This window comes from Parazoarcus communis (assembly GCF_003111665.1).
Taxonomy (GTDB): Bacteria; Pseudomonadota; Gammaproteobacteria; order Burkholderiales; family Rhodocyclaceae; genus Parazoarcus; species Parazoarcus communis_B.
The window spans coordinates 2,538,639-2,558,695 of sequence record NZ_CP022188.1; the positions used below are offsets into that span (position 1 = coordinate 2,538,639).

Genomic DNA, 20,057 nt, shown 5'->3' on the forward strand with positions numbered 1-20,057 from the left:
GATTTCTATTCTGTGAGATGCGCTGCGGGTGGCAGCGCCTTCGGGGGCGAGAAGGTATCACGCCAGGCGGCCTGGAGTGCTCCGGCCAGCACCGGGATGAGGACGAAGACGCCAAGTCCTGCAGGCAACATGGCGATCCAGCCCAGGATATACAGCATGACGGCGAGGACGACGAAGGTGAGCAGATTCTGGAAGCAGGCCTGTGCGGAGAGCTTCATGGCGTCGAGTGGTGCAACGTCGTGCAGCATGACCAGTGCGGGGGCAAACCACAAGGCCATCATCAACAGCCCCCACAGCACGGAAAACACCAGCACGCCCAGCATCATGCCGCCCGCGGCCATGCCCATGCCGCCAAACGCGCCCATCATCGAGCCGGTGAACACTGCGCTTCCGCCGATTGCGGCAGCAATCAGGGCTGCGATGAGTGCGCCGAGCAGATGAAAGCCGCCCACCAGCAGCAGATTGCCTGCGTGAAGGCGCAGGCCGTCGAACAGATGGTCGACCCGCAGCGCTTCCCCTCTGGCGAGCGCATCCGCTCCGGCGACGAGTCCGGCCACCAGCACCGGAAGTGCGACGGGTGCCGCAGCCCAGCCGATGAGTGGCACGAAGCCCAGCGCGGCAATGACGAGAATGAAGATCAGTGTCTGCACCATCCATACGCCGGGCTTGCGCAGGAACAGGCGCCAGCCGGTCGCCACCCACTGCAGGGCGTGGGCTGGCGTAACCGTGCCGGGCTGCGGCAAGGGATGGTAGTGGCGCGAAGGCGGCGTTGCAGGCATTCAGTGGGTCCGGAAGTCGCTGCGGTGCAGCGACGCGTGGTCGATGCTAGCCGATTGGGTGGGTGAGTTCAAACCGCGGGCAAGGCGGGTGACCAGGCGATGCGTTGCCGCAGAATGTCGCGGTATTCGTCCGGATTCTTTACCAGCACCATTTCGCCCTCGCGCGGCAGGTGGAAATCCTCCGCCCGCGATAGCCAGAAGCGCAGCGCTGCAGCGCGCAGCATGGCCGGCCAGGCGGCGCGCTCGGCGTCGGAGAACGGGCGCTCGGCGTGATAGGCGTGCAGAAATGCATCACTGCGAACCGGGTCGAGGCTGCCGTCGTCAAGCGAGCACCAGTCGTTCAGCGTGACGGCGACATCGAACAGCAGGGTGTCATTGCCGGCGAAGTAGAAATCGATGACACCACCGATGACTTCGCCGTCCCACAGGATATTGTCGCGAAACAGGTCGGCGTGAATGGCACCCGCCGGGAGGGCATCGGTGTCGACGGTGGCCTGAAACGCAATTTCGCGGTCGAGCAGCGCCTGCTCGGCCTCGGGAAGGTAGGCGTGCACCCGCGCTGCGGTCTGGGTGCGCCAGGCCGGGCCGCGGGGATTCGGCTGGCGCCGGCCGTAGGACATGCCGGCCAGATGCAGGCCGGCGAGCATGGCACCGACGCGCGTGCAGTGGTGCTCGTCCGGCGCCATGACCGAGGCGCCGGACAGGCGCATGACCAGCGCCGCGGGCTTGTCCTCGATGGTGCCGAGGTACTCGTTGTCCCGGTTGGCAATCGGCGCCGGCACCGGCAACCCGTGACGGGCGAGGTGGGCCATCAGGTGCAGGTAGTACGGCAGTTCTGCCCGGCCAATGCCCTCGAACAGCGTCAGGACATAACGGCCAAGCGTGGTGGTGACAAAGAAGTTGCTGTTCTGCACGCCGGCTGAGATGCCCTTGAGCTCGATGAGGCGGCCGATGGCGTAGTTTTTCAGCCACTGCGAGAGCACGGCTTCGGGCACGGGGGTGAAAACAGACATGAAAACTCCGGGATGCGGAAAGCCGCTCAGGCCGCGTGGGCAGCGGTGAGCGTGGCGTTGCGTACAGCCTGCCAGGCGGCAAGCTTGTCACTGAAATTGAGTGCTGCGTGCGCAGGACTGGTCGACGGCAGCCGCTGCACGCGAATGCGGTGTTCCCCGTGCGGAAGATGCACGTGGCGGCGAAAGGCCGTTTCAGCGGCGCTGCCGTTGAAAAACACGTGACTCAGTCGCGGGCAGGCGGTGAACAGCCCCGCGAAGTCGTTGGGCTCGATGCTGTCTGCTGCGATGGCGCTGTCGAGACTGCCGCTGCGCCTGCACCGCCCGATCACATCCCATAGCGCAATGCCCGCATCGAGCAGGCGTTCGAGGCGCACGGGGTAGGGCTGCTCCGGTGCGGCTCCGAACAGTGCGCCCATGATTGGCCAGAAGGCGTTGCGGGGGTGGGCGTAATACTCTCCGGCAGCGAGCGAGGCCTCGCCCGGCATGCTGCCGAGGATCAGCACTCGCGCATCGCTGCGACAGACCGGAGCAAAGCTGCAGACCGCCGGGCCGGGGGTGGTGCTCACCAGGACTTGATGACCCACATCGGTACGGACAGCGCAGGTTCGCTGGCGCGAACCATATCGCCGTTGCCTTCTCGGTCAACCAGGTAATAGGGCACGCCATGGGGCGGGGTGACCTTGACCATGTAGAGCTTTCCGCGAATGCGGTACTCGGCGACGGTATCGTCGCCACGCTTGACGATGGTGACCTGCGGCTCTTCGATATCGGTCATGCCCGGCGGCGGCGGCGGGGGTTCGGGGATCGGCTCGAGCTTGGGGGGCTGCTGGGCCAGCACTGGCATTGAAACCGCCAGCAGCAGGGCAATCAGGGTACGGCGCATGGTGTTCTCCTTCAGATGGGCCGATTCTACCATTCGGGATGGGTGTCGAACGGGGGCGAGGTGCCGGCTTTTGCCCTGTTTCGCTTAAAGGTTGAGCATCAGTTCGTGCTCTTCGGGCAGCGGCATGAAACCACGCGTTTCGTAGTGCTTGAAGATGGCCTCGACAACCTCTTCGGGGCTGTCGATGATCTGGATCAGATCGAGGTCTTCCGCCTTGATCATGCCCTCGCTGACCAGGCGGTCGCGGAACCAGTCGATCAGGCCTTTCCAGAACGCGCCGTGGACCAGGATGATCGGAATGCTCCTGCTCTTTCGGGTCTGGATCAGGGTCATGGCTTCGAGCAGTTCATCGAGCGTGCCGAAGCCACCCGGCAGGACCACATAGGCGCTGGCGAACTTCACGAACATGAACTTGCGCGCGAAGAAGTGCTGGAAGGTCTGCGAGATGTCCTGATAGGGATTGGCCTGCTGCTCCATCGGCAGCTGGATGTTGAGGCCGACTGAAGGGCTCTTGCCAAAATAGGCGCCCTTGTTGGCCGCTTCCATGATACCGGGGCCGCCGCCCGAAATCACGGCAAATCCGGCGTCCGACAGCAGGCGGGAGATGCGCTCGGTGAGCACGTAGTAGCTGTGATCCGGCGGAATGCGGGCGCTGCCGAAGATCGATACCGCCGGACGAATGGCATTCAGGCGCTCGGTGGCTTCGACGAACTCTGCCATAATTCCAAAAATTCGCCAGGACTCGCGCGCATTGAAGCGCGGCGCGGCACTGTCCGGCGCACTGCGGGAGAGTTTCTCTTTTGCGGTCATGATGTCCCTTCTCTTCTTTTTCGTTGGTTCGGTGCGTGCACGCCGGTTTGAGCGTGGCGCAATGCCGATGTTTCCCGCAAGGATGTTCCAGGATGCCCACCCTGCTGCTTGTCGACGGTTCCAGTTATCTATACCGTGCATTTCATGCGCTGCCCGATCTGCGCAATTCGAGCGGGGAGCCGACCGGGGCCATCCGGGGTGTGTTGTCGATGCTACGTCGGCTCGAAGGCGACTACAAGGCGGAGTACCGTGCCTGCGTGTTCGACGCCAAGGGCAAGACCTTCCGGGACGACTGGTATCCGGAGTACAAGTCGCATCGCCCGCCGATGCCCGACGACCTGCGCGCCCAGATCGAACCGCTGCATGAGGCCGTCGAGGCGGAAGGCTGGCCGCTGCTGTCGGTCGAAGGCGTGGAGGCCGACGACGTCATCGGCACGCTGACGCGGATGGCGGTCGAGCGCGGCTGGGAGGTGGTGATCTCGACTGGCGACAAGGATCTGACGCAACTCGTGCAGCCGGGTGTGCGCTGGGTGAACACCATGAGCGAGGAGGTGCTGGACGAAGCCGGCGTGTCGGCCAAGTTCGGCGTCGCGCCCGAACGCATCATCGATTATCTGGCGCTGGTCGGCGATACCGTGGATAACGTGCCGGGTGTCGAAAAGTGTGGTCCGAAGACCGCGGTGAAGTGGCTGACCGAATACGGCACGCTCGACAACCTGATCAGCAACGCCGACAAGGTGGGCGGCAAGGTGGGCGAGAACCTGCGCAAGCATCTCGACTTTCTGCCGCTCGGCAAACGTCTGGTGACGGTTGCGACCGATGTCGAATTGCCCCTGCAGCTCGACGATCTGCCGGCACGTGCTGACGACAAGATCGCGCTGAAAGCACTGTACGAACGCTTCGAGTTCCGCGGATGGCTGAAGGATCTGGGCGACGAGAATCAAAGGGAGAATCAAAGGGGTCAGAATCAAAGGGGTCAGAGTCGTTTGATCCCCGAATCAAACGACTCTGACCCCTTTGATTCTTCGGCGGAGCCGGACGCGCATCGTGCGGGCTATGTCGGCATCCTCGACTGGGACGCCTTCGACGCGCTGCTGGTCAGACTGAATGCGGCTGAGCTGACGGCCTTCGACACCGAAACCACCAGCCTCGATCCGATGGCGGCGCGCCTGGTCGGGATGTCGTTTTCCACCGAGAAGGGCGAGGGCGCCTACCTGCCGCTTGCCCATCGCGGTGCGGATGCGCCCGATCAGCTGGCAATGGACGAGGTGCTGAAGAAGCTCAAGCCCTGGCTGGAATCGAACGCGCACGCCAAGGTGGGGCAGAACCTGAAGTACGACGCGCATGTGCTGCTCAACCACGACATTCGCCTTGGCGGCATTACCCACGACACCCTGCTCGAATCCTATGTGCTCGAGAGCGACCGCACGCACGACATGGATTCGCTGGCCAAGCGTCATCTCGGTCTGACCACGATTCAGTACACCGACGTATGCGGCAAGGGGGCGAAGCAGATCGGATTCGACGAGGTCGCGGTCGATCGTGCCATCGAATACGCTGCCGAGGATGCCGACATCACCATGCGCCTGCACCGCAAGCTGTGGCCGCAGGTCGAGGCTGCGCCATCACTGGCTGCACTGTATCGGGAGATCGAGCTGCCTACGCTTGAGGTGCTGCTCGACATGGAGCGTACGGGCGTTCTCATCGACCCCTTCCTGCTCGCACAGCATGGCGAGGAGCTCGGCCGCAGGCTGATGGTGCTCGAAGGCGAAGCGCACGCGCTCGCCGGTCAGCCCTTCAATCTGGGCTCGCCCAAGCAGCTGGGTGAGATCCTGTTCGGCAAGCTCGGTCTGCCTGTGGTCAAGAAGACTGCCACCGGCCAGCCCTCGACCGACGAGGATGTGCTCACCCAGCTCGCTGAAGACTACCCGCTGCCCAAGCTGCTGCTCGAGCATCGCAGTCTGGCCAAGCTCAAGAGCACCTACGCCGACAAGCTGCCGCGGATGGTCAATCCGAAAACCGGCCGCGTGCATACCAGCTTCTCGCAGGCGACTGCCGTCACCGGCCGCCTTGCCAGCTCGGAACCGAACCTGCAGAACATTCCGATCCGCAGCGCCGAGGGGCGCCGCATCCGCGCGGCTTTCATCGCGCCGCGCGATCACCTGATTGTCTCGGCCGACTACTCGCAGATCGAGCTGCGCATCATGGCCCACCTGTCGTCGGACGCCCGTCTGCTCGAAGCCTTCGCTCAGGGTGAAGACGTCCACCGCGCGACGGCTGCCGAGGTCTTCGGCGTGACGCCCGACGAGGTCAGCAGCGAGCAGCGCCGCTACGCGAAGGTGATCAACTTCGGCCTCATCTACGGCATGAGCGCCCACGGACTGGCAAAGAACCTCGGCATCGAACGCGCCGCTGCGCAAACCTGGATCGACCGCTACTTTGCCCGCTACCCGGGCGTTGCGGATTACATGGAGCGCATCAAGGCCGAGGCCAAGGACAAAGGCTACGTCGAGACAGTCTTCGGTCGTAGGCTTTACCTTCCCGATATCCGCGCCAGTCAGGCCGGGCGCCGGCAGGCTGCCGAGCGCGCTGCGATCAACGCGCCGATGCAGGGCACGGCGGCAGACCTGATCAAGAAATCGATGATTGCGGTGCACGCCTGGCTGGCTGGCTCGACCCTCAAGTCACGCCTGGTGCTGCAAGTGCATGATGAACTGGTGCTGGAGGTTCCCGCAGATGAACTCGATGTCATCCGTGCCGAACTGCCGAAGCTGATGGGCGGCGTGGCCGATCTCGCCGTGCCGCTGCTGGTGGAGGTGGGCGCGGGGGATAACTGGGATGAGGCGCATTGATTTGCTCCGGCTTTCGGTGTGCGTCCGGTAGCCGCTCCTGTCGAGATGCTGGCAGTGGACGGCTGATACAATTCGCCGCAACTCGTGATCGCGCCTGAATTTCTTGCTACTTGACGACCTGGGCGATGTGTGTGGCGGGCTTTGCGGAATGCTGAGGGGCTCGCGTCGCGTCCCTATGAACAGGTGAACTGATTTGAAGACAATACTTGTTACCGGTGCCGATGGCTTTATCGGTTCGCACCTCACTGAGACCCTTGTGCGTCGGGGGTTCAATGTACGGCCATTCGTGCTTTATAACTCGTTCAACTCGTGGGGCTGGCTCGACCATGCAGCGCCCGAGATTCGGGACGAGCTTGACGTTTTTGCTGGCGACATTCGCGATCCAAACGGTGTTCGCACTGCCATGAAAGGATGTGATGCGGTCCTGCATCTTGCTGCGCTCATCGCCATTCCGTACTCGTATCACTCCCCTGACACCTATGTCGATACCAATATCAAGGGCACCTTGAACGTACTCCAGGCTGCCCGCGAACTGGAGCTTTCACGTGTGGTGCACACCTCGACAAGCGAGGTCTATGGGACTGCGCGTTTTGTTCCGATTACTGAAGAGCATCCGCTACAAGGGCAGTCGCCATACTCCGCGTCCAAGATTGGAGCGGATCAGCTGGCCTATTCTTTCCATGCGTCGTTTGGCTTGCCCGTGGTGATCGCGAGACCCTTCAATACCTATGGTCCAAGACAGTCTGCGCGGGCTGTTATCCCAACTGTGATCGCCCAGATTGCAAGCGGTATGCGACGTTTGAAGCTGGGTGCTGTGCACCCCACTCGCGATTTCAACTATGTGGCAGACACAGTCAATGCGTTCATTGCAGCGCTTCAGAGTGATAAGGGTGTAGGCGAGGTTGTGAATTTCGGTTCGAACTATGAGATATCCATAGGCGATACGGTCAAGCTGATTGCCGATGTGATGGGTGTCGAGGTTGAAATCGAGACTGATGATGTCCGTCTGCGTCCGGCAAAGAGCGAGGTGGAGCGACTTTGGGCGGATAACGCCAAGGCGCAGAGTCTCTTCGGTTGGTCTCCGGCGTACGGCGGCATTGAGGGTTTGCGTCGCGGTCTTGCGGAAACGGCCGAGTGGTTCTCTGATCCATCCAATCTTTCCGGCTATAAGCCCGGCACTTACAACATCTGACACGCAGGGTGATGATGAGCGTGACGTCTCCCGTGAAAGATTTCGTCGAACGCGTGACCGCAGTGCTCGGGGTCACGGAAACGCCACTGGCGCTGCATGAACCCGCTTTTTCCGGGAATGAACTGGCCTACGTCAGGGAGTGTCTGGACACGGGCTGGGTGTCGACCGCCGGGAAGTTCGTCGATGAGTTCGAATCAAGGCTTGCAGAGCTGAGCGGCGCGAGACATGCGATTGCCGTGGTGAATGGCACTGCCGGACTGCATGCCGCGTTACACGTTTCGGGCGTGCTCGCCGGTGATGAGGTGCTGGTGCCGACAGTGAGTTTCGTTGCGACGGCAAATGCTGTTTCTCAATGTGGAGCGGTTCCGCATTTCGTGGATTGTGCTCCCGACACCTATGGAATGAGTCCTGCGGCCCTGGCGGAGCACCTGCGGCAAGTTGCGGAACCAGCGGATGGCCGTTTCCGCAACAAGCATACCGGGCGCAGGCTCGCAGCAATCGTACCGATGCACGTATTCGGTCATCCGGTGGACATCGAGCCTCTTCTTGACCTCGCTGCCCGCTACCGGATGCCCGTTGTGGAGGACGCGGCCGAAGCGCTTGGCGCCAGGATCGGCGATCGAAGTGCGGGGACGTTTGGTGTAGCCGGTGTGCTCAGCTTCAATGGCAACAAGATCATCACGACCGGCGGTGGAGGTGCGGTGTTGACGAACGATGCCGATGTCGCGCGTCGTCTCAAGCATCTGACGACCACTGCAAAGGCGTCGCACCGATGGGATTTTGTACACGATGAGGTCGCTTTCAACTACCGGATGCCGAATCTGAACGCGGCCTTGGGCTGCGCCCAGCTTGAGCGTCTGCCCGAGATTCTGCGCAGAAAGAAAGGATTGGCGGATGCTTACGCCCATGCGTTTGCGGACGCACGGGATTTCCGATTCGTCGACGAGGTGGGCGGCCGCTCCAGCAACAACTGGCTCAACGCGATTGAGTTGTCGGCTGCGCTGAGTAGTCGGCGTGACGAGTTTCTGGAGGCTGCTCGCGAAGCCGGCTATCAGTGCCGTCCGGTCTGGAGGTTGCTGCACCGATTGAAGCCCTACGCAGCTTGTCCACGAATGGATCTGTCGGTAGCCGAGTCTCTTGAGAAACGCATCATCAATCTGCCGAGCAGTCCGCAACTGTTTCGCGAGGTGGCGTAGAGATGTCTTCGGCGGAGACGATTCTGCTCCTGGGGGCGGGCGGCCACGCACGGGCATGTATTGACGTGATCGAACAAGAGGGCCGTTTCCGGGTTGCTGGCCTCGTTGGTTTACCCGAGGAGGTTGGCAGGGAGGTTCTTGGCTATCCCGTGCTTGGTTCGGATGATGATCTGCCGGCGTTGCTCGGTCAGTATTCAGCGGGCATCGTGGTGATCGGTCAGATCAAGACGCCGGTGCCGAGAATGATGCAATTCGCGCATCTCAGGGCTCGTGGGCTGTGCGTGCCTGTCATGGTCTCGCCGCGTGCATATGTTTCCCGTCACGCGCGCGTGGGAGATGGCTCCTTCGTTTTGCACGGTGCGGTGATTAACGCGTCGGCGTCAGTGGGCGAGAACTGCATTGTGAACAGCCTCTCGCTGATCGAACATGACGTTCTGGTTGATGACCACTGCCACATCGCAACCGGAGCGAGAATAAACAGCGGTGTCCGGATTGGCGAAGGAAGCTTCATTGGCAGCGGTAGCCTGATCAGGCAGGGCGTAGTCATCGGGCGCAATTGCATCATTGGCATGGGACAGGTCGTGTTGAAAGACTGCCCCGACGGCACTCAGTTGCCTCAGAGGAGGATACGTTGAAAACCCTGATCATTGCCGAGGCCGGCGTGAACCATAACGGCGATCTGAACATGGCACGGGCGCTTGTCGATGCAGCCGCCGAGGCGGGTGCAGACTTGGTGAAGTTCCAGACCTTCAGCGCAGATCGTCTTGTGACGACTTCGGCGCGTAAGGCCGACTACCAGATCAAGGCGACGGAGGCCGATGAGTCGCAGTATGAAATGATCCGGCGGCTCGAACTGTCACCGGCAATGCATGCGGATCTGATCGGACACTGCCAGCAGCGAGGGATCGAGTTCTTCTCCACCGCCTTTGATCTTGACAGTCTCGATTACCTGAACAGCCTTGGCATGCCCCGCATCAAGGTGCCGTCCGGGGAAATTACCAATCTGCCCTACCTGCGAAAGGTCGGCGCTTTTGGCAAGCACGTCATTCTGTCGACCGGAATGTCGACGCTGGGAGAGATCGAGGCTGCGGTGGATGTGCTTGAGCGGGCCGGAACATCTCGCGACCGTATTACGGTATTGCATTGCAACACCGAGTATCCGGTGCCGATGGCAGAAGTGAACCTCCGAGCGATGATCTCGATTCGCGAGGCGTTTGGCGTTGAGGTTGGCTTCTCTGACCATACCGAAGGTATCGAGGTCGCGGTCGCTGCCGTTGCGCTCGGTGCGTGCGTCATCGAAAAACACTTCACGCTCGATCGAAGCCTGCCAGGTCCTGATCACCGGGCAAGCATCGAGCCGCAGGAGCTTGCGCACCTGATTCGTTCGATTCGGAACATTGAACTCGCAATGGGCGACGGGGTGAAACGCCCCGGTTTGAGGGAGAGTCAGAATATCCCGGTAGTCCGGAAGTCGCTGGTGGCAGTCAAGCAAATTCACGCGGGCGAGCTATTCTCGGCTGAGAATGTCGGCGTCAAACGGCCCGGCACGGGCCTCAATCCCATGCGATGGGATGAGGTCATCGGTCGCCGCTCCGCACGAGACTTTTCCGTCAATGAGTTGATTGAGCTATGAGGCGGAAGGTTTGCGTCGTCACCGGTACGCGCGCGGAGTATGGACTGCTCCACTGGTTGATGAGGGCCATCAAGGCGGAGCCGTCTCTTCAGTTACAGATCATCGCCACAGGCATGCATTTGTCGCCGGAGTTCGGGCTGACGTTTCGCGAGATTGAGCAGGATGGCTTTGAGATAGATCGAAAAGTCGAGATGCTGACAAGCTCGGACTCCTCCGTCGGCATCGCCAAGTCGATGGGTTTGGGGATGATCGGGTTTGCGGATGCCTTGAGCGAGTTGCGTCCGGATCTGATGGTCGTTCTGGGCGATCGATACGAGATTTTCTCAGCCGTTGCGGCTGCAATGGTTGCACGAATACCCGTGGCGCACCTGCATGGGGGGGAGGCGACGGAGGGCGTTGTTGACGAGGCGATCAGGCACTCGATTACAAAGATGTCTCACTTGCACTTTGTTGCCGCGCAAGAGTACCGGGATCGAGTGATTCAACTCGGCGAGCAGCCGGATTCCGTCCATCTTGTCGGCGGACTGGGCGTGGAGAACATTCGGCGGCTGGAATTGATGTCGCGTGACGAACTGGAGTCGTCGCTGGGTCTGAGATTCGGGCAACGCAACCTGCTTGTCACCTTTCACCCCGTTACCCTGGAGGAGTCGACCGCCGAGGCTCAGATGACGGCACTTCTTCAGGCATTGGAGACGCTCGACGACACCCGGCTCATCTTTACGCTGCCGAATGCCGATTCGGGCGGGAGAGTCTTGATCGAGATGATCAATGACTATGTGGAGCATCACCCCGAGGCGTATGCCTTCACGTCACTCGGTTATCGCAGATATTTGTCATGTCTGGCCTATGTGGATGGTGTCGTCGGTAATTCGTCGAGTGGGCTGACGGAGGTTCCCAGCTTCCGAAAAGCAACGATCAATATCGGTGATCGACAGCGGGGACGCTTGCAATCTGCGAGCGTGATTGATTGTGCCCCTGCGAGGAACGAGATCGAAAAGGCCATCCGCAGGCTCTATTCCGACGAGTTCGCACAGGTCTTGAAGGGGGCCGTCAACCCCTATGGCGATGGCTGGGTAAGCGACAAGGTAGTCGAGGTTCTGAAGTCGGTCCCTCTTGACGGGCTCTTGAAGAAAAAGTTTTTTGATGTGTGCGTGCCATGAGAATCGTATTCATCGGAACCGTTCACTTTTCGCTGCGCGCGCTTGAGCGGCTTTTCGACATTGGCGCAGATGTGGTCGGTGTCTGCACGTCCGTCGACACCGGTGAGAATTCGGATTATGCGGATCTGGGCGAAATCAGCCGTGTCAATCAGGTTCCTTGTCTCCATGTCAGCAATGTGAACTCAGCCGAGACGCTGGAGTGGATTCGCGCGAAGCGGCCGGACGTAATCTTCTGCCTCGGATGGTCCCGGTTGCTGAAACGCGAGTTGCTTGAGTTGGCGCCAATGGGAGTTGTTGGATTTCATCCGGCCTTGCTGCCGGCAAACCGCGGCCGTCACCCGATTATCTGGGCGCTGGTCCTGGGGCTTGAGGAGACTGGATCGTCTTTCTTCTTCATGAATGAAGGCGCTGACAGCGGACCACTGATATCCCGTCGAAGTGTCCCGATTCATTATGAGGATGATGCGGGAAGTCTGTACGAACGGATCACGGCATGCGCATTGAATCAGCTGGATGAATTCGTCCCGTGTCTGGCAGACCCCGACTTCCCCTTGATGTCTCAAGATGATGCTCTGTCGAACACCTGGCGGAAGCGTGGCGCTGCGGACGGCAGGATCGATTGGCGCATGCCTGCCGAGGGCATCTACAATCTGATAAGGGGGCTGACCAGGCCGTATGTCGGCGCCCATTTCGATATTGATGGCCGGCAGGTGAAAGTGTGGAAGTCAGAGGTTGTGCGTGGCATGCCGAAGAATATTGAGCCTGGAAAAATTGTAGTCAATCCAGCGGCGCCGGGCGTGGTCGTTAAATGCGGCGTGGATGCGATTAGAATAATCGAGATGGAGAGCGGTGTGGGCCTTGCCGCGGGGCGCTATCTATGAGAACGCTCGTGGTCGCTCCCCATCCTGACGACGAGATCCTGGGGTGTGGTGGAACCTTGCTGCGGAGAAAGGCCGAGGGCGGCACGCTGGGCTGGCTGATCGTGACGGGAATGACTGCCGAGGCCGGTTGGCCCATCGACCGCATTCAGCAGCGCGACGACGAGATCAAGACCGTCGCTGGGATGATCGGGTTCGACGAGGTGTTCAATCTCGGCCTTCCTCCAGCCGGTCTGGACGCACTCCCGCTCGGCGATCTCGTGTCTTCCCTCTCGGAGGTATTCAAGTCGTTTGCGCCGGAGGAGGTCTTCGTTCCGCATCATGGCGACGTTCATTCGGGTCATCGCGTCACGTTTGATGTCGTGGCGGCGTGCGCGAAATGGTTTCGCTACCCTTCGGTGCGCCGGGTTCTTGCTTATGAAACGGTATCGGAGACTGAGTTCGGGCTGTGCAGAGAAGACGCTTTTCATCCCAATTACTTTGTGGATATTGAGCCCTATCACGAACGCAAGCTGGAGATCATGGGTGTTTACCGCTCGGAGCTTGGCGTATTTCCCTTTCCACGTAGCGTCCGGGCGATGCGGGCCCTGGCGGAATGGCGCGGAGCCTCCGCGGGGTACGTGGCTGCTGAGGCCTTTCAACTCCTGAGAGAGCGCCAGTGATGAGAGTCATCAGAGAATCTGAAGGCTGACAACCATGACCAGATCAAATCCTTCTGAACAACAATGGCGCAAGGCCTTGCTGGCAAGCGATGCGAGCTTGCAGCAGGCGATCAGTTGCCTGAATGAGTCGACGTCGCAGATCGTACTGGTCGTGTCGGCCGACGAGCGGCTGATTGGCACCCTCACCGATGGTGACATCCGTCGCGGACTGCTTCGCGGTTTGGGCTTGGACAGCCCGGTCGACTCGCTCATCAATCATGACCCGCTGGTCGTACCGCCGCAATTGGGGCGTGACGCCGTGCTGCAACTGATGCGGGCAAATCGCGTTCATCAGTTGCCGGTGGTCGATACTGACCGGCATGTCGTGGGCTTGCACCTGCTTGATGAGTTGATGGCTCCAAGAAGGCGGCGCAACCTGATGGTCATCATGGCGGGAGGGCAGGGCACTCGGCTGCGTCCGCACACCGAGAATTGCCCGAAACCGCTCTTGCCCGTGGGCGGCAAGCCGATGCTTGAGCACATCATAGAGCGGGCCAAGAGCGACGGGTTCGGCCATTTTGTGCTGTCAATTCACTACCTTGGCCACATGATCGAAGAGTACTTCGGGGATGGGAGTCGCTGGGGTGTCAGTATCGAGTATCTCCGGGAGGACTCGCCTCTGGGAACGGCTGGTGCGATCAGTTTGCTGAAGCCCCGTCCTGAGTTGCCGTTCGTTGTATCCAATGGCGATGTTCTGACCGACATCCACTATGGTGAATTGCTCGATTTCCATTGCCGCCACGCAGCAAGTGCGACGATGGCTGTTCGGCTTCATGAATGGCAGCATCCGTTCGGCGTCGTGCGCACGGAAGGGGTGGATATCGTCGGTTTCGAAGAGAAGCCTATTTCCCGAAGTCATATCAATGCTGGTGTCTATGTCCTTGAGCCTGCAGCGCTTGGGTTGCTGAAGCGGGCGGAGCACTGTGACATGCCAACGCTTTTTGCTCGACTCAAGGAAGAGGCTGCGCGAACGATCGTTTATCCGATGCATGAACCCTGGCTTGACGTTGGGCGCGACGATGACCTGAAGCGCGCTCGCGCCGCGCATCCAAGAGCGGAGGGTAAGTGAGAGCGCTCGTCATCGGCTATGGCTCTATCGGGCAGCGACATACCAGGCTGCTCCGCGGGCTCAGCTGCGACGTAGCGGTACTCAGTCGGCGGGAGCTGGATTTTCCGTCCTGCTATACAGACCTGCTGCGGGCGTTGGCCGAGCATCGCCCCGAGTATGTTGTGGTGGCGAATCCGACGAGTCTGCATCACGAAACCATCGAGGCATTGGCCGCTGCGGGATTCGCGGGAAAGGTGCTGGTCGAGAAACCCCTGTTCGATCACTGTCGTGCATTGATCGACGCCCCTTTCAGTCATCTCGCCGTCGCCTACAATTTAAGATTCCATCCGGTCATTCAGCGTCTTCGCGAATTGGTCCTCGGGGAAACAGTCATCTCCGTGCAGGCCTACATGGGGCAGTACCTGCCGGATTGGCGGCCAGCATCCGACTATCGGCAGTCATATTCGGCGAGTGCCGCGCAGGGTGGCGGCGCACTTCGAGACCTGAGTCATGAACTTGACTATCTGGCCTGGATCTTTGGAGACTGGCAGTCAGTGACGGCGCTGGGCGGTCATCTTAGCGCCCTTGAGATTGACAGTGATGACCTGTTTGTACTGTTGATGCAGATGAGCAGGTGTCCGGTCGTTTCCGTTCAGGTGAGTTATCTCGATAGAACCGCACGCCGATGTATCGTCGTCAATACGGAGCGTCTGACAATAGAGGCTGACTTGATCGCAGGAACGATTTCCTGCGGCAATGAGCTCGAAACCCTGTCGGTAGGGCGCGACTTCACCTACGAGGCGATGCATCGAGCCATGCTTGGCGATGAGCGCGCAACACTATGCTCGCTCGACGAAGGTCTGGCGACGCTGCAACTGATTGATGCTGCCGAGCAGGCCAACAGAAACAGGGAGTGGGTCATTCGATGAAGCGACTGTGTACGATTTGTGCCCGGGGAGGCTCAAAGGGCGTCAAGGGGAAGAACCTCAAGGTTCTTCTTGGAAAACCTCTTATTGCCCATAGCATTGATCAGGCACGAGCGTCGGGTCTGTTTGATCTGATTGCGGTAAGCAGCGATTCGGACGAGATTCTCGCAGTTGCTCAGGATTGTGGCGCAGACCTTCTTGTCAAGCGCCCGGACGAACTCGCGACAGACCAGGCCGCGAAGTTGCCGGTCATCCGTCATTGCGTCGCTGAGGTTGAGCGGCTTACCGGCGACTCGTTCGAAACCCTGGTCGATCTGGACGCAACCTCACCATTGCGAACACCTGAGGATATTCGTGATGCGGTCGAATTGCTTGAGCGAAGTGGTGCGGGAAATGTCATCACAGCAATGCCAGCGCGCCGATCCCCATACTTCAACCTCGTCGAACTCGATCAGGACGGAATTGTTCATCTGTCAAAGTCACCCCGTAACGCAATCGTCAGACGTCAGGATGCGCCCAAGTGTTATGACATGAACGCCTCGATCTACGTTTGGCGGAGGGCGGCGTTGTTCGGCAATGAGTCCCTGTTCAATCCAGATACCCGACTGCATGTAATGCCTGAAGAGAGGTCGATCGATATCGATTCGGAACTTGATTTTCGTTTCGTCGAGTTCCTGATGGCATCTGGAGTGAATGTAGTCGAGCGTTGAAAAAATGACGATTCAGTGGAGCGCAATGAGCAATAGCTGACCCGTCCCCAGGTTAATAGTATCTCAAGCATCTTGACATCAAGTCAGTGCCGGTCATCGATTCAATCTGCATCGGCTTTGGGCGCAGGCTGCCCGGAATATGTGTAAGGAGGTTGTCAATGCCTGCAGAAATATACAATGTGTTCTATGCAACTGATGAACTGAATGAGTTGCTTTGCAAACAAATTCGGAATAACTTCTTTTTAAGTGAAAAAGATATAGTTGATGTTTCGTATGCTGTCAACTTAGCCTTGTTGCGGACGAATAAGTGCTTTGTGGAGAATAATAACAAATATTATTGGAGCGATTCTGGTGAGGTTGTATTTAATCCGTTTCATTCAGGACAGTACTCAATATTTCTGTACTTTGCATCGCAAGAGGCGGTGAAGTGCAATAATAGGTCTCTTGCGGATAGAATATATTATCTCAATAAGATGTTAAATGGGTGTGATATTTACTATGAGGTAATGTTGCCGGATGTTTTTTTTCTTGAGCATCCTGTTGCATCCGTTATGGGTAGAGCATCCTATGGAAACTACTTTGTTTTCCAGCAAGGCTGTACCGTCGGTGGTAATCATGGTTATTACCCGAGATTTGGTGAGTTTGTTTGGCTGTTTGCGAATGCGACTGTAATCGGTAATACGAGTATAGGTAGCAACGTATTTGTTTCTGCTGGAACCTTGGTCAAGGATGAAGTTGTTCCGGACAATACGATTGTATTTGGACAGTCGCCAAATCTTATTTTAAAGACGAAGCCTTCTGAGTATTTCTATAAATCAAGTCCTTTTAAAGCCCATAATGAAATTCTTGCTCGGCAATCCTGACCCAGGGTGGTTGCACTCGAAAACCATAACAGATGAATTCTGGGTATTCTGATTAAAATTTATTATGAACAAGTTCGTAATACGAGCTTCAACCTGCACGGTGAGCCCATCGTCGTCACCATTGACGATGCGGATCGCACGTTCGAGCGCTCGGAGATTGATCATCTTCTCATCGGTGACCTCATTCTCCTTTCCAAACGTAAAGGTTGAGTCATGACCGGAGAAGAAGTGCTCGGCGAGCGGCATGAAAGCAAAGTCGTAGTCGTAACGGGCGGTGCGGGGGTAATAGGGTCGAGATTCGTGCGCGCGATTGCCGATAGCGGGGACACTCCCGTTGTCGCCGATATCGATATGATGGCCGCCACGCAGCTAGTGGACTCATTGGCGCCGGAACAAGCTGCACGCGCTTGCGCGGCGCATCTCGATATCACGAGCAAGGATTCGATTACCGCTCTGATTTCGGAGGTGACTGATCGCTATGGCCGTGTCGATGCAGTCGTCAACAATGCGTATCCAAGGAACCGGAACTACGGGCGCAAACTCGAGGACGTGACCTATACTGATTTCTGTGAGAACGTCGACTCACATCTTGGGGGCTACTTTCTTGTTGCCCAGCAATTCTGTCTGGCATTCCGGGCGCAAGGTGGTGGGAATGTGGTCAATATGTCTTCGATCTATGGGGTGATGGCGCCACGGTTCGAGGTCTATGCCGGGACTGAGATGACCATGCCCGTAGAGTATGCAGCGATCAAGTCTGGTGTGATTCATTTAACCCGCTATTTTGCTCAATATTTCAAGGGGTCGGGAATTCGAGTAAATTGCCTGAGTCCCGGGGGTATTCTCGCGGGGCAGCCTTCAGGCTTTCTTGATGCTTACAAAGAGCGATGTGCGTCGAGAGGAATGCTCGATCCGGGTGACGTCGTCGGCGCGTTACTCTTTCTTTTGTCTGATGCATCACGCTACATCACCGGACAGAATCTCGTAGTTGACGACGGTTTTTCACTTTGAGCGTGGTTGAGCGGGGGGCGACCGTCCTGTCGGTCAAGCACCGGCTTCTGTTCTCGGTCGGCGCCAATATGGCGCGCGCTGCAATAAGTCTAATCGCGGGGTTGCTGGTTGCGCGCGGGCTTGGGCCATCGGACTACGGTAATCTTGCGTATCTCCTCGGGAGTTTCTGGGCTATTCGCGCCTTGCTCGACATGGGGTCGGGCAGCGCTTTTTATACCTTTATCGCGCAGCGCCATCGGGGGCGTCTCTACTACCTCGTGTACTTTGGGTGGCTGGGATTTCAGTTCGTTTTTTCAACTGCGCTCGTTATCCAATTGCTCCCGCAGTCGCTCGTCGACCGGTTCTGGCTTGGGCAGTCACGTGACCTTGTCGTGCTCGCCCTGTTGGCCACTTTTCTTCAGAATCAGGTCTGGCAAACGGTTGTGCAGATTCACGAAGCGGCCCGAATGACTGTCCGGATTCAGGTGTCGGGGCTCTTGATCATTTCAACGCATGTCATTTTGGTTTCGGCCATGCTGCTGGGCGACTGGTTGTCAGTCCGCTCGGTCTTGTCGGCCATCATCGTTGAGTATCTGGTTGCTGCCGCGTGGCTTTCCGGCGCACTACGAAGGGGAGTGGTGCGCAATGCTGACGACGGTGGCGCTGCGTCAGTGGGTGGAGTCGTTTCGGAGTATCTCGCGTACTGCAGGCCGATGATGATCATCGCAGTGTTTACGTTCTGTTATGAGATCACAGACCGATGGTTATTGCAGCGTTTCGGCGGATCCAGTCAGCAGGGTTTCTATCAGGTGGCAGCTCAGCTTTCCACCATAAGCCTGCTGGCGACCAGCTCGGTACTCAATATTCTTTGGAAGGAGGTTGCCGAGGCGTGCGCGCGCGGAGACAACGCGCGCGTGATCGTTCTGCATCAGAAGGCGACGCGATTTCTGATGCTATTGGCGTCAGGCGTATCCTGCTTCCTTGCCCCTTGGGCTGAAAACCTTGTCGTTGCCCTGCTTGGTGACGCCTATCATGCTGGATGGCCGGTGTTGTTTCTGATGCTCTTCTACCCGGTTCATCAGACAATGGGACAGATAAACGGGACATTGTTCATGGCAACCGGAAGGACCCATAGTTACATGAAGGTGACTGTTTCCGGTTTAGTTGTGAGCGTTCCAGTTTCGTACCTGCTGATTGGGCCGACCGATGGGGTGTGGGTTTCGGGTATGGGACTAGGAGCTTTGGGGCTTGCGCTCAAAATGGTCTGTCTGAATATTCTGTTCGTCAATATTCAGTCGTGGATGATTTGCCGGCAGTATCTGGCGGCTTTCCGTTGGTACTATCAGTTGCTGCCCATCGTGCCCCTTCTGAGTGTGGGTTACGGCTCGATGTTCACCGTTCGGGTTCTTGCTCCTGGTCTGGCTGCTGGTACGGACAAGTCGGAGTTGTTTTTCGGAATGCTGGGAAGCGGATTCTTGTACGCTTTCATATTTGTTACGTTATTGATTTACGCGCCCTCCGTCGTTGGCTTGCGCAAGGATGAGATGGCGCCGGTCATAGAGAAAGTGAAGCATGGTGTGCGTGATATCTTGAGAAAATTGAAATGAACGACAACTGGATTGTTAAGCAAACTCTGTCTGGTGTATCGCAATTTGATCAGTCAATGGTTAATTCGTACCCTGACTCGAACGAATATTTGCAGAATGCCAGGGCGTATCTGAGTACAGTCGGTGAGGTCTGCAACTATGTCGACGCGTCCAAAATGCTAGATTGGGCGGGCCTGCTGCCGCAGGGGGCCGAAGTGCTCGATCTTGGCTGCGGTGGTGGGTGGTTGACCGCCATGCTGTCGCGCGTTGACTCAGTGAAGACCGTCTATGCCCTCGATTCGAGTCAGCATTTCCTCCATAAATTGCTGCCTGAAGTCATGACTTTAATGGAGGGTAATGCTGAGAAGGTCGTTACGCTTGAGGCCTTGTTTCAACCGCTTCTCTTTGAGGAGTCGTATCTCGATGCAGTTGTGGCGTCTTCTGCGCTGCATCACGCTGATAACCTTGAGTCCGTGCTCAAGGAGATTCGCCGCGCATTGAAGCCGGGCGGCCTGCTTGTCATCCTTAACGAAACGCCACGTACGGGAGTGAGATTTCTCGTATCTGTGTTTGTGGCAAGTCTTCGAATCCTTCGTAACCTGGCTACTCGACGCTATATGCCGGTTTCTCCCTCGATTTCATCTTCGGGCTATCTTTACGACCCAGATCTCGGTGACCGGGATTATCCGAGTTGGTATTGGCTTGAGGCTTTGACGCGTGCAGGGTTTGCAGTTGAGGCCGTGATGAACACGGATATGCCGACCGTGAAGGGGAGCAAGGGGCGACCGTTGATTCATTTTGTGTGCAGGGCTGTCTGAGGTGTCGTGCTTGGACCGGAGG

General features: G+C 58.3%; 21 protein-coding genes. 16 read left to right on the forward strand and 5 right to left on the reverse strand.

The genetic code is table 11. From position 1 onward, the window contains the following. Positions 1-5 precede the first annotated feature (5 nt). The 5 genes from CEW87_RS11625 to CEW87_RS11645 all read right to left on the reverse strand — a co-directional run bounded on the left by CEW87_RS11625 (position 6) and on the right by CEW87_RS11645 (position 3,485). The gene (locus CEW87_RS11625; protein ID WP_108973164.1) at positions 6-779 is read right to left on the reverse strand and encodes a BPSS1780 family membrane protein; all 774 of its coding nucleotides are present in this window, start codon (positions 777-779) and stop codon (positions 6-8) included. A gap of 68 nt (positions 780-847) precedes the next feature. Next, positions 848-1,792 (reverse strand): homoserine kinase, encoded by a 945-nt coding sequence (locus tag CEW87_RS11630; RefSeq protein WP_108973165.1) that lies wholly within the window; start codon positions 1,790-1,792, stop codon positions 848-850. 26 nt (positions 1,793-1,818) lie between these two features. Continuing rightward, the gene (locus CEW87_RS11635; RefSeq protein ID WP_108973167.1) at positions 1,819-2,358 is read right to left on the reverse strand and encodes a DNA-deoxyinosine glycosylase; all 540 of its coding nucleotides are present in this window, start codon (positions 2,356-2,358) and stop codon (positions 1,819-1,821) included. Beyond that, positions 2,355-2,675, reverse strand: coding sequence for a DUF2782 domain-containing protein (locus tag CEW87_RS11640; RefSeq protein ID WP_108973169.1), 321 nt, complete (start codon positions 2,673-2,675; stop codon positions 2,355-2,357). The genes CEW87_RS11635 and CEW87_RS11640 overlap by 4 nt, the downstream gene beginning before the upstream one ends. Before the next feature lie 84 nt (positions 2,676-2,759). Beyond that, a complete protein-coding gene (locus CEW87_RS11645; protein ID WP_108973170.1) occupies positions 2,760-3,485 on the reverse strand; it encodes a TIGR00730 family Rossman fold protein in 726 nt (241 codons plus the stop codon). Between the two features lie 92 nt (positions 3,486-3,577). On the opposite strand from CEW87_RS11645, the gene polA reads away from it, so the two are divergent. The 16 genes from polA (at position 3,578) to CEW87_RS11725 (ending at position 20,035) form a co-directional block, all read left to right on the forward strand. Continuing rightward, positions 3,578-6,337: a DNA polymerase I gene (gene polA / locus CEW87_RS11650; RefSeq protein ID WP_108973172.1), complete on the forward strand. Its 2,760-nt coding sequence runs from the start codon at positions 3,578-3,580 to the stop codon at positions 6,335-6,337. 193 nt (positions 6,338-6,530) lie between these two features. Beyond that, complete coding sequence (locus tag CEW87_RS11655) at positions 6,531-7,529, forward strand: NAD-dependent 4,6-dehydratase LegB (RefSeq protein ID WP_108950904.1); 999 nt, start codon at positions 6,531-6,533, stop codon at positions 7,527-7,529. An 11-nt stretch (positions 7,530-7,540) separates the two neighbouring features. Further along, positions 7,541-8,725: a LegC family aminotransferase gene (locus CEW87_RS11660; protein WP_234421749.1), complete on the forward strand. Its 1,185-nt coding sequence runs from the start codon at positions 7,541-7,543 to the stop codon at positions 8,723-8,725. Positions 8,726-8,727: 2 nt separating this feature from the next. Continuing rightward, positions 8,728-9,360, forward strand: a complete 633-nt coding sequence (locus CEW87_RS11665) for an acetyltransferase (protein WP_108973176.1) — start codon at positions 8,728-8,730, stop codon at positions 9,358-9,360. Continuing rightward, positions 9,357-10,358 (forward strand): N-acetylneuraminate synthase, encoded by a 1,002-nt coding sequence (gene neuB / locus CEW87_RS11670; RefSeq protein WP_108973178.1) that lies wholly within the window; start codon positions 9,357-9,359, stop codon positions 10,356-10,358. Before CEW87_RS11665 ends, neuB begins: the two co-directional genes overlap by 4 nt. Positions 10,359-10,417: 59 nt before the next feature. Next, positions 10,418-11,518 (forward strand): UDP-N-acetylglucosamine 2-epimerase, encoded by a 1,101-nt coding sequence (neuC, locus tag CEW87_RS11675; RefSeq protein WP_234421517.1) that lies wholly within the window; start codon positions 10,418-10,420, stop codon positions 11,516-11,518. Further along, complete coding sequence (locus CEW87_RS11680) at positions 11,515-12,399, forward strand: methionyl-tRNA formyltransferase (RefSeq protein ID WP_108973182.1); 885 nt, start codon at positions 11,515-11,517, stop codon at positions 12,397-12,399. Before neuC ends, CEW87_RS11680 begins: the two co-directional genes overlap by 4 nt. Beyond that, positions 12,396-13,058 (forward strand): PIG-L deacetylase family protein, encoded by a 663-nt coding sequence (locus tag CEW87_RS11685; RefSeq protein WP_108973184.1) that lies wholly within the window; start codon positions 12,396-12,398, stop codon positions 13,056-13,058. The genes CEW87_RS11680 and CEW87_RS11685 overlap by 4 nt, the downstream gene beginning before the upstream one ends. Positions 13,059-13,092: 34 nt before the next feature. Beyond that, positions 13,093-14,166, forward strand: a complete 1,074-nt coding sequence (locus CEW87_RS11690; protein ID WP_108973186.1) for a nucleotidyltransferase family protein — start codon at positions 13,093-13,095, stop codon at positions 14,164-14,166. Then, complete coding sequence (locus tag CEW87_RS11695; protein ID WP_108973188.1) at positions 14,163-15,074, forward strand: Gfo/Idh/MocA family protein; 912 nt, start codon at positions 14,163-14,165, stop codon at positions 15,072-15,074. Before CEW87_RS11690 ends, CEW87_RS11695 begins: the two co-directional genes overlap by 4 nt. Beyond that, on the forward strand, positions 15,071-15,781 hold the full coding sequence (locus CEW87_RS11700; RefSeq protein WP_108950913.1) for a cytidylyltransferase domain-containing protein: 711 nt from the start codon (positions 15,071-15,073) through the stop codon (positions 15,779-15,781). Before CEW87_RS11695 ends, CEW87_RS11700 begins: the two co-directional genes overlap by 4 nt. Before the next feature lie 158 nt (positions 15,782-15,939). Next, entirely contained in the window at positions 15,940-16,644 is a 705-nt protein-coding gene (locus tag CEW87_RS11705; protein ID WP_108973190.1) for a transferase, read from the forward strand. A 120-nt stretch (positions 16,645-16,764) separates the two neighbouring features. Then, on the forward strand, positions 16,765-16,854 hold the full coding sequence (locus CEW87_RS23030) for a hypothetical protein (RefSeq protein ID WP_420094140.1): 90 nt from the start codon (positions 16,765-16,767) through the stop codon (positions 16,852-16,854). A 3-nt stretch (positions 16,855-16,857) separates the two neighbouring features. Further along, a complete protein-coding gene (locus CEW87_RS11715; protein WP_108973192.1) occupies positions 16,858-17,652 on the forward strand; it encodes an oxidoreductase in 795 nt (264 codons plus the stop codon). Between the two features lie 2 nt (positions 17,653-17,654). Next, the gene (locus tag CEW87_RS11720; RefSeq protein WP_108973194.1) at positions 17,655-19,238 is read left to right on the forward strand and encodes a lipopolysaccharide biosynthesis protein; all 1,584 of its coding nucleotides are present in this window, start codon (positions 17,655-17,657) and stop codon (positions 19,236-19,238) included. Beyond that, entirely contained in the window at positions 19,235-20,035 is an 801-nt protein-coding gene (locus CEW87_RS11725; RefSeq protein WP_108973196.1) for a class I SAM-dependent methyltransferase, read from the forward strand. The genes CEW87_RS11720 and CEW87_RS11725 overlap by 4 nt, the downstream gene beginning before the upstream one ends. Positions 20,036-20,057: the final 22 nt, after the last annotated feature.

What these genes read in the sequence shown, in the direction of transcription:
- CEW87_RS11715 (WP_108973192.1), top strand. Translation starts at nt 16,858, where the DNA reads ATGACCGGAGAAGAAGTGCTCGGCGAGCGGCATGAAAGCAAAGTCGTA.
- CEW87_RS11630 (WP_108973165.1), bottom strand. Translation starts at nt 1,792, where the DNA reads ATGTCTGTTTTCACCCCCGTGCCCGAAGCCGTGCTCTCGCAGTGGCTG.
- CEW87_RS11700 (WP_108950913.1), top strand. Translation starts at nt 15,071, where the DNA reads ATGAAGCGACTGTGTACGATTTGTGCCCGGGGAGGCTCAAAGGGCGTC.
- CEW87_RS11680 (WP_108973182.1), top strand. Translation starts at nt 11,515, where the DNA reads ATGAGAATCGTATTCATCGGAACCGTTCACTTTTCGCTGCGCGCGCTT.
- CEW87_RS11625 (WP_108973164.1), bottom strand. Translation starts at nt 779, where the DNA reads ATGCCTGCAACGCCGCCTTCGCGCCACTACCATCCCTTGCCGCAGCCC.
- CEW87_RS11690 (WP_108973186.1), top strand. Translation starts at nt 13,093, where the DNA reads ATGACCAGATCAAATCCTTCTGAACAACAATGGCGCAAGGCCTTGCTG.
- CEW87_RS11705 (WP_108973190.1), top strand. Translation starts at nt 15,940, where the DNA reads ATGCCTGCAGAAATATACAATGTGTTCTATGCAACTGATGAACTGAAT.
- polA (WP_108973172.1), top strand. Translation starts at nt 3,578, where the DNA reads ATGCCCACCCTGCTGCTTGTCGACGGTTCCAGTTATCTATACCGTGCA.
- CEW87_RS11665 (WP_108973176.1), top strand. Translation starts at nt 8,728, where the DNA reads ATGTCTTCGGCGGAGACGATTCTGCTCCTGGGGGCGGGCGGCCACGCA.
- neuC (WP_234421517.1), top strand. Translation starts at nt 10,418, where the DNA reads ATGAGGGCCATCAAGGCGGAGCCGTCTCTTCAGTTACAGATCATCGCC.
- CEW87_RS11685 (WP_108973184.1), top strand. Translation starts at nt 12,396, where the DNA reads ATGAGAACGCTCGTGGTCGCTCCCCATCCTGACGACGAGATCCTGGGG.
- CEW87_RS11660 (WP_234421749.1), top strand. Translation starts at nt 7,541, where the DNA reads ATGATGAGCGTGACGTCTCCCGTGAAAGATTTCGTCGAACGCGTGACC.
- CEW87_RS11640 (WP_108973169.1), bottom strand. Translation starts at nt 2,675, where the DNA reads ATGCGCCGTACCCTGATTGCCCTGCTGCTGGCGGTTTCAATGCCAGTG.
- CEW87_RS11645 (WP_108973170.1), bottom strand. Translation starts at nt 3,485, where the DNA reads ATGACCGCAAAAGAGAAACTCTCCCGCAGTGCGCCGGACAGTGCCGCG.
- CEW87_RS11725 (WP_108973196.1), top strand. Translation starts at nt 19,235, where the DNA reads ATGAACGACAACTGGATTGTTAAGCAAACTCTGTCTGGTGTATCGCAA.